Below are 7780 nucleotides of genomic sequence, written 5' to 3' on the forward strand. Positions count from 1 at the left end.
ACTCATTAAAAGACATCCTAGGGCTTGTTGAGAATTAACAAAGGCTACTGATTAATTTATAATAGTACTATGGATAGATACATACTTACTGATGCCCAATGGGCAAAAATGGAACCTTTTTGCCTAGGTAAAGTGATTGATCGAGGTCGTAGTGGAAAAGATAATCGATTATTTTTAGAAGCAGTCCTATGGATTGCCCGTACAGGCAGTCCATGGCGTGATCTACCTGCTCATTTTGGTAAATGGAATACCGTCTTTAAAAGATACCGTGACTGGGTGAAAGCTGGTGTATTTGAAACTATTTTTGCATCTGTAAATGAAGATGTTGATTTGGAATACGCCATGATTGATGGAACGATTGTTAAAGTTCATCGACATGGGCAAGGTGCAAAAGGGGGACTTTCAAACAGTCTATAGGTAAATCTCGAGGTGGAATGACCTGTAAAATTCTTGCCTTAGTGGATAGTCTAGGTAACCTCATTAAGTTTCGATTAATGCCTGGTCAATATCACGATTTAGTAGAAACCAAACCTTTAATCGAAGATGTTGATTTTCAAGCATTACTAGCGGATAAAGCATTTGATGCAGATTGGCTCATCCAAGAACTCAATGAACGAAAAGTGAAAGTGGTGATCCCACCCAAATCTAATCGAAAAGTAATGAGAGCATTTGATACGACTATGTATAAATGGCGTCATCTCATTGAAAACTATTTCTGTAAGTTAAAAGAATTTAAACGTATAGCGATGCGTAGTTGTAAAACAGATACGAGTTTTGAAGCCATGATTCAATTGTGCGCGAGTGTAATTAACTCTCGGTAATTCTCAACAGACCCTAGTTCATCAAGATAGTTATTTACTTGCTGTCTAAAATCCATAGGTCTAGCAATATATGGAATTGGAGCATGTGAACCACCAACGCCTTTAACAACAATAGAACCAAAATTAAAAATCCGACCTAGTATCCCTTGATGTACACCTAAACTTTCAACTCGATTAGTTTTTAATTCAATTGTATTTCTACGAATTAGCCCTGACTTTGCAATTATTCGTCTGTTTGTTAATGCTAATTCTGTTGTTAAAACATGAATTGCTGCTATAGCTATTAGAACACCACCAATAACAACCCCAACAAGGCTTTTTGAGCCAAAAGAAGATAAAATAAATAAAGCCCCAAAGAACAAATACCAAAATTGTGATAACCATGTTACTTGTGCTTTGATAATAATTTGCTCATCTCTAGCTAAATTTTCTTCGATATAACTGCCCATACACCCTCTAAACATATTTAATTTTGAAGGCATTATAGGCTAGAAATCTCTGTTTCAAAAAATAACTTTACCTACCGAAATTCATCCCATAACTACGTTTTGGTTCATTTATCTCTTTAACTTGCTGACTTGCATTTCTAATGCCTGTAATTGCTCGATCAAGGCTTTGTTTTGTATCTTGAAGTCTTGCACTTGAAAGCTCAAGTTGCTGACTTGCCGAGCTAATTTGTTCAAGCTCTCGTTTCGGGTCTGGTCTGTTTCGCTGATATTCTCTAAAAGCTTCTTGAATGCTTCCCTGACGCTCTGATTGTCTTGCTTGGTACTCTCGAACATCTTGAGTAAATCGGCTTCCCTCTGCTGTTGTTGCGCCTGTGCTTGTTCCAAGGCTTCGAGTAAGTGCTTTTCTAATTCGGTCATCAATTAATACCCCATCGGAACCATTAGGCTGCCATTCTGCCAAGTCGGTGCGTCCTTGTTCACTAGAACGCATAAGCGTTTGCGATCTTTGTTGTCTATGCAGTCTTTCAGCTTGATATTGCCCCCCTTGTTCGCTAAGTCCTGTATAGCTAGGTTCTGCTGGGCGATTATCTCTGCGTTTTTGCCGATTTTGTGGCTCTGATAGGCTAGGATGCCCCACATCACTAAAATGGCTGTTATCACGGCTATGGCTACGATGCTCCAAGTTTTTAACATAGTCGGGAGTAACCGTCTGTTCTGCTCTTGGATAGCGGAGTTCATTGCTCTCTCGTTTTCTTGTAACAAGTCTTTCAAGCGTTGCTCGTGCTTCTTGAACTCTGTCGCTACGACTTGCTCTGTATCTTTCGCTTGCTCGCTCGATGTCTGCTCGAAGCTCTTTGCCAAATCTAAAATCTTGCTCATAGATCATTCCTTTAAGACGAATATTTTTACCCCCATCAGGGTCTTTAATGCTGATTGTTTTTGGTGTAGTCCTAGCAATCTCAAAGCCTGCGGATTCAAGCGTTTTAATCACATCATCACGGTTTTGGATACGTCCACTTTCAGCAACGCTTAAAAGTCCATCTGTGATGATTTCTGAGGCTTTTTGCTTATGCTTTGGCAAAGCATTAGGAGTGCATAACTCACGCTTATTTAGAGGGTCATTAGGGTCATGTAGCTTGTAATGATCATTTACTAGGTCTTTCCATGCGTTTAAACGTGGACGATCTGCTTTATCGTAGTAAGGCTGTAGGCGTTTACCGCTTTGAAGCTCCACATTTGCTACAACGAAATTAAGCTCTAGGCGGTCTTTATCTTGGTGCTGTACCCATAAAATTGAGTATTGATCTTTATCTATACCTGGCATCAATACACGTTCAAAACTATCCATGATCTGTTGCTTTTGGTGTTCGTCTAAATCACGTTCTGCAAACGATAAAACACCCGATGTATATTTTTGAGCAAAGTTAGTGCTGTCAATCAATTGAATCATTTGTTCAGGGTCTCCACGGTCTAGCCGTGCATCTTCCCGATCTCGGTCTTTACCAAGTAAATAATCCACGGGACCACGCCCCGAACCTGCACCACGACTATGTATTTTTATGATCATTGTGCAATCTCTGAAGCTCTCGCTCTATACCTGATAAAGCTGTGATTATTGCTATACGGTCTATTGCTGAACTTGTTTTACTTTGCTGATTAACCAATCTAGCTATCTGATTTAGGTTATTTCCAATGCCTGCAAGTTGTCTTAATAATTTTGGGTCTACTTCAATGACTTTGCTTTGCTTGGTACGTTTTTCACTTAAACAAGTTTCACGCATCCAACTCGCAAGGCTAGCTGTAGTACATCGGTCTAAAAGGGCTTGATGTTCTTCATCCGTTAAACGGATTTTGATTTCCTTTTGTCTTTTCACTATTTCTTTTTTGGTCATGCCGAAATCAGATCCTCGGTTCGTAACCGGACAAAGAAAAAATCTATGATTTTTCTCTTTGGGCGGTTTTCGGGGGTGTCGGGGGTGAAGCCCCTGATCCCAGTAGCACAAAAGGGACGAAGTCCCCTTTGTGTATGCTGGCTTCTAATCACAATAGCATGTTGATTACAGGCCGACAAGATTTGCTAGAATATTGGCTGCATGTGATCAAAGGCTATCTGTGATTAGGTCGGTATTGGATAAGTCGTTACAAGATTATGGACAATCGCAAGCGACCGCCTTTTCTGATCTATGCACAAACACTATGCATAACTCCGCATAAATCACAGATTTATGCGTTGAGTTACACACAGGTTTGATGCACAGGAAAAGTCTTTGCCCACAACCGTTGTTAACTCCTTTCAGTAATAATTTTTTTAAATAATTATTCTTAATATATAAAAAGCAAATGCTCTCAACTTCTCAACACGCCCCCAAAGCGTCGGGCAAGCCCTTTGGCTTTGGTGAACGGTTGAGAGAGTTTCGGCAATACTCACCCTAAGGGCGGTCATTTAAAAAAAATGACGCATCCCTCAAGTATTGCCGATTTACCTGTATATATTTGGCTTCGGAGCCACGTATATCGGTCGTATCCGCACATAGTTTTGCAGACTATGCAGACAAGGACTCGAAGTCTTGCACCTCGCTCCACGCGCTCCCTGTCGCTACACGGCTGTATCTCTGTGAGGGTTTCCCCAACGTACAACTTAACAGACCTATGTAACCACTCCCAACGCTCCGCCTATGTGAAGTCACCCTGTAAGCGGTTTAGCCTTTCGACTATAGCCATATAACGCCAGTGACACTTATTCCTACCACACGTTATATGTGTCTAACCGATAAAACGGGCGCACAGAAGTAGACAAAGCTCGACCAATTTGGTGCTTATTTGATGGTTTAAGAATCTTATTTAACGAAAGTTTCAAATTAGGGGCTTGTTAATCTGTATCACTGCATTAAAATAGGAAGTGGTACATAAGCCTTTAAGGTGAATATCAGTACGGGTTCCAGCCCTGCCGATCATTCGTTAATTGATGCTAGTAACATCAAATAACTGTACCCCTCGAATTTAAAGGAAAAGCCCCTTAAGTTGCAAGACTTAAGGGGCTTTTTTCTTTGATATTTTAAGTATTAGGCAGACTTTTGATCATCTAGGGCTTGTTGAGAATTAACAAAGGCTACTGATTAATTTATAATAGTACTATGGATAGATACATACTTACTGATGCCCAATGGGCAAAAATGGAACCTTTTTGCCTAGGTAAAGTGACCGATCGAGGTCGTAGTGGAAAAGATAATCGATTATTTTTAGAAGCAGTCCTATGGATTGCCCGTACAGGCAGTCCATGGCGTGATCTACCTGCTCATTTTGGTAAATGGAATACCGTCTTTAAAAGATACCGTGACTGGGTTAAAGCTGGTGTATTTGAAACTATTTTTGCATCTGTAAATGAAGATGTTGATTTGGAATACGCCATGATTGATGGAACGATTGTTAAAGTTCATCGACATGGGCAAGGTGCAAAAGGGGGACTTTCAAACAGTCTATAGGTAAATCTCGAGGTGGAATGACCTGTAAAATTCTTGCCTTAGTGGATAGTCTAGGTAACCTCATTAAGTTTCGATTAATGCCTGGTCAATATCACGATTTAGTAGAAACCAAACCTTTAATCGAAGATGTTGATTTTCAAGCATTACTGGCTGATAAAGCATTTGATGCAGATTGGCTCATCCAAGAACTCAATGAACGTAAAGTGAAAGTGGTGATCCCACCTAAATCTAATCGAAAAGTAATGAGAGCATTTGATACGATTATGTATAAATGGCGTCATCTCATTGAAAACTATTTCTGTAAGTTAAAAGAATTTAAACGTATAGCGATGCGTAGTTGTAAAACAGATACGAGTTTTGAAGCTATGATTCAATTGTGCGCGAGTTTAATTAACTCTCGGTAATTCTCAACAGCCCCTAGATCAAAATAAAAATCATCTCCAACATGCATGTATTTTGCGCTTGTTTACAAAGTCATAAAAAATCCTGTTGCTGGAACGTAGGTTTTAAGCATTACAAAAGAGATTTTTCGCAAATCGCAAATAAAACTAGGCTTATTTTTGTTTTCTGGCGGGCTTCCATTAGAATATGCGCAACTTTTGTTGTGACCAGTAAACACCATGATTCAACTTGACCAAGTTTCTTTACGCCGCGGTGGACGTGTTTTATTTCAAAAAGCGTCTATGCAAATCCATCCAGGCTGGAAAGTCGGTCTTACAGGTGTCAATGGTGCAGGAAAATCCAGTTTATTTGCTGCGCTTTTAGGTAGTTTAACCCCAGACGAAGGTACGTTGAGCCGTCCGCAAGGCTGGACTGTGGCACACATGGCACAGGAAATCAAAGCGTTGGATTTGCCTGCGATTGATTTTGTGCTGTCGGGTGATGAAGAATACTGGAACATTCAACAACAGCTACAACATCCTGAACAATTAAATAATGACCAACTTGCGCATTTGCACGGTCGTTTTGATGAAATTAATGGCTATACCGCACCCGCCAAAGCCGCACAACTGATGGCAGGTTTAGGTTTTATGGCACATCAAAACAGCTTGGCGGTCAGTAGTTTTTCTGGTGGATGGCGCATGCGTTTAAATTTGGCGCGTACCTTAATGAGTCGCTCCGAATTATTATTACTGGACGAACCCACCAACCACTTAGACTTAGATGCAATTTTATGGTTAGAAGACTGGCTTAAAGCCTATGCGGGAACTTTGGTGCTGATTTCCCATGACCGTGATTTTTTAGATGCCATTACCGATCATATTTTACATATTGAAAATAGTGAATTGACTTTATATACAGGCAATTATTCAACCTTTAAAACCACACGCAGTGAACGCTTGGCACAACATCAACAAGCGTATGAAAAACAATTAGAAACCCGTGCACATTTACAAAAATATATTGATCGTTTTAAAGCCAAAGCCACCAAAGCACGGCAGGCACAAAGCCGTATCAAGCAATTGGAACGCATGCAATTGCTTGCCCCTGCGCATGTAGATACCCCGTTTACCTTCAGTTTCCGTGAACCCACCAAAATGAGTTCGCCGTTACTAACCTTGGAACACGTCAGCATTGGTTATGCAGATAAAGTGATTGCCAGCAAAATTAACCTACAAATTACTCCGACCAGCCGTATTGGTTTATTGGGGATGAACGGCGCAGGTAAATCGACCTTAATTAAATCCTTAGTGGGTGAATTGGCATTATTGTCAGGTACTCGTAAAGCCTCAGAGTTACTCAATATTGGCTATTTTGCGCAGCATCAAATGGATGCTTTGGATGATACTGCCAGCCCGATGCTACAACTATCACGCATTGCCGATAAAAAAATCAGCGAAGCCACTTTACGCGCCTTTTTAGGCAGTTTTGGCTTTAGTGGTGAACGTATGGACACACCTTGTGAAAGTTTTTCAGGAGGTGAGCGTGCGCGTTTGGCTTTGGCTTTAATTGTCTGGCAACGCCCTAACGTACTGATTCTGGACGAACCGACCAACCATTTAGACTTAGATATGCGACATGCCCTCACCATGGCTTTACAGGATTATGAAGGTGCAGTGGTATTGGTGTCACACGAACGTCAATTGATTGCCAGTGTCTGTGATGACTTACTCTTGGTTCACGCAGGACAATGCACAGAGTTTGAAGGCGATTTACAGGATTATGCCCAATGGTTACGCCAAGCCCGTGCAGAGATGCTTAAACAAAGCTCATCTAACACAGCTCCATCCAATCCAAGTCCAGTGGTTGAAAGCAAAAACAACCTAGTCAAAGTAGATAAAGAAGCTCAACGCAAACTGGCAGCACAACGCCGTGAACAAACTCGCCCTATTCGTAAAAATATTGAAAAATACAAAGCGCAAATTGAAAAAATTCAACCGCGTCTGACTGAAATTGAAACCGAACTGGGAGATCCTGCCCTTTACGATGCCAACCGTAAAGATGATTTGCTCAAACTCATGAATGAGCAAAATGATCTGAAAACCAAATTGGCGCAGGCAGAAGAACAAATGCTTGAATTGATGATGGAATTGGAAGAACTCGAAAGCAGTTTTGAATAAGCATATCGATGAGATTTAACCCTATGCGAAATAGGGTTAAATCTCATCATATTGGATAGAAGATGCATTCTGTATTTTGCATACTCATAAACCACATTTCTAATAGTTTTTAATATTTAGTTTATCTTCACAATCACCATACCATAAAAACCCGAGTCATTAATTTCACATGCTGAAATCTTTACTCCCCCTGTACTTGTCAAAAGGCTTCAATAACTCGCTAAATTAGAGCTTATTGTAGAGACACAAGTTGTAGCAGCCGTAGCCATAGAGACTTCTTGCGCGGCACGACTGGAGTATCTGATCCCTCAATTAAACGAGTTTCAGTAGAATCGATTTCCGAAAAATTTAATGATTTTGCTATCTGATTCGCTGTATTAGTATTACTACCTTTATTTACTTCGGCTAACTTAATCTTGAGGTTATTACTTCCCTTGATATAAGGATAGGCAGAGTAAAACTTGAAG

General features: G+C 40.4%; 5 protein-coding genes and 4 pseudogenes. 3 read left to right on the forward strand and 6 right to left on the reverse strand.

The features are described from left to right. The first annotated feature begins 108 nt into the window (after positions 1 to 108). A pseudogene (locus G5T77_RS09340) lies at positions 109 to 821 on the forward strand (IS5 family transposase). On the opposite strand, the gene G5T77_RS09345 reads toward G5T77_RS09340, so the two are convergent. From G5T77_RS09345 to G5T77_RS09355, 5 genes and pseudogenes are all read right to left on the reverse strand, one after another. Continuing rightward, the gene (locus G5T77_RS09345) at positions 788 to 1270 is read right to left on the reverse strand and encodes a PH domain-containing protein (RefSeq protein WP_166137870.1); all 483 of its coding nucleotides are present in this window, start codon (positions 1268 to 1270) and stop codon (positions 788 to 790) included. The pseudogene G5T77_RS09340 and the gene G5T77_RS09345 overlap by 34 nt on opposite strands. A 108-nt stretch (positions 1271 to 1378) precedes the next feature. Beyond that, positions 1379 to 1687 (reverse strand): MbeD/MobD family mobilization/exclusion protein, encoded by a 309-nt coding sequence (locus tag G5T77_RS17445; RefSeq protein WP_354667259.1) that lies wholly within the window; start codon positions 1685 to 1687, stop codon positions 1379 to 1381. Positions 1688 to 1690: 3 nt separating this feature from the next. Then, positions 1691 to 2149, reverse strand: coding sequence for an MbeB family mobilization protein (locus tag G5T77_RS17450; protein WP_354667260.1), 459 nt, complete (start codon positions 2147 to 2149; stop codon positions 1691 to 1693). Then, positions 2112 to 2837: pseudogene (locus G5T77_RS17455) on the reverse strand (relaxase/mobilization nuclease domain-containing protein); the annotation flags it as partial. The pseudogene G5T77_RS17455 and the gene G5T77_RS17450, both read right to left, overlap by 38 nt. Beyond that, entirely contained in the window at positions 2818 to 3162 is a 345-nt protein-coding gene (locus G5T77_RS09355) for a MobC family plasmid mobilization relaxosome protein (RefSeq protein ID WP_166137874.1), read from the reverse strand. The pseudogene G5T77_RS17455 and the gene G5T77_RS09355, both read right to left, overlap by 20 nt. 1281 nt (positions 3163 to 4443) lie before the next feature. On the opposite strand from G5T77_RS09355, the pseudogene G5T77_RS09360 reads away from it, so the two are divergent. Further along, positions 4444 to 5156, forward strand: a pseudogene (locus G5T77_RS09360) (IS5 family transposase). Positions 5157 to 5372: 216 nt separating this feature from the next. After that, on the forward strand, positions 5373 to 7313 hold the full coding sequence (locus tag G5T77_RS09365) for an ATP-binding cassette domain-containing protein (RefSeq protein ID WP_166137877.1): 1941 nt from the start codon (positions 5373 to 5375) through the stop codon (positions 7311 to 7313). A 232-nt stretch (positions 7314 to 7545) separates the two neighbouring features. Here the strand turns inward: G5T77_RS09365 and G5T77_RS17080 are convergent. Continuing rightward, positions 7546 to 7780: pseudogene (locus G5T77_RS17080) on the reverse strand (hypothetical protein); the annotation flags it as partial.

It is taken from the genome of Acinetobacter sp. GFQ9D191M (assembly GCF_011174875.1).
Taxonomy (GTDB): Bacteria; Pseudomonadota; Gammaproteobacteria; order Pseudomonadales; family Moraxellaceae; genus Acinetobacter.

What these genes read in the sequence shown, in the direction of transcription:
- G5T77_RS09355 (WP_166137874.1), bottom strand. Translation starts at nt 3,162, where the DNA reads ATGACCAAAAAAGAAATAGTGAAAAGACAAAAGGAAATCAAAATCCGT.
- G5T77_RS17445 (WP_354667259.1), bottom strand. Translation starts at nt 1,687, where the DNA reads ATGACCGAATTAGAAAAGCACTTACTCGAAGCCTTGGAACAAGCACAG.
- G5T77_RS09365 (WP_166137877.1), top strand. Translation starts at nt 5,373, where the DNA reads ATGATTCAACTTGACCAAGTTTCTTTACGCCGCGGTGGACGTGTTTTA.
- G5T77_RS17450 (WP_354667260.1), bottom strand. Translation starts at nt 2,149, where the DNA reads ATGAGCAAGATTTTAGATTTGGCAAAGAGCTTCGAGCAGACATCGAGC.
- G5T77_RS09345 (WP_166137870.1), bottom strand. Translation starts at nt 1,270, where the DNA reads ATGGGCAGTTATATCGAAGAAAATTTAGCTAGAGATGAGCAAATTATT.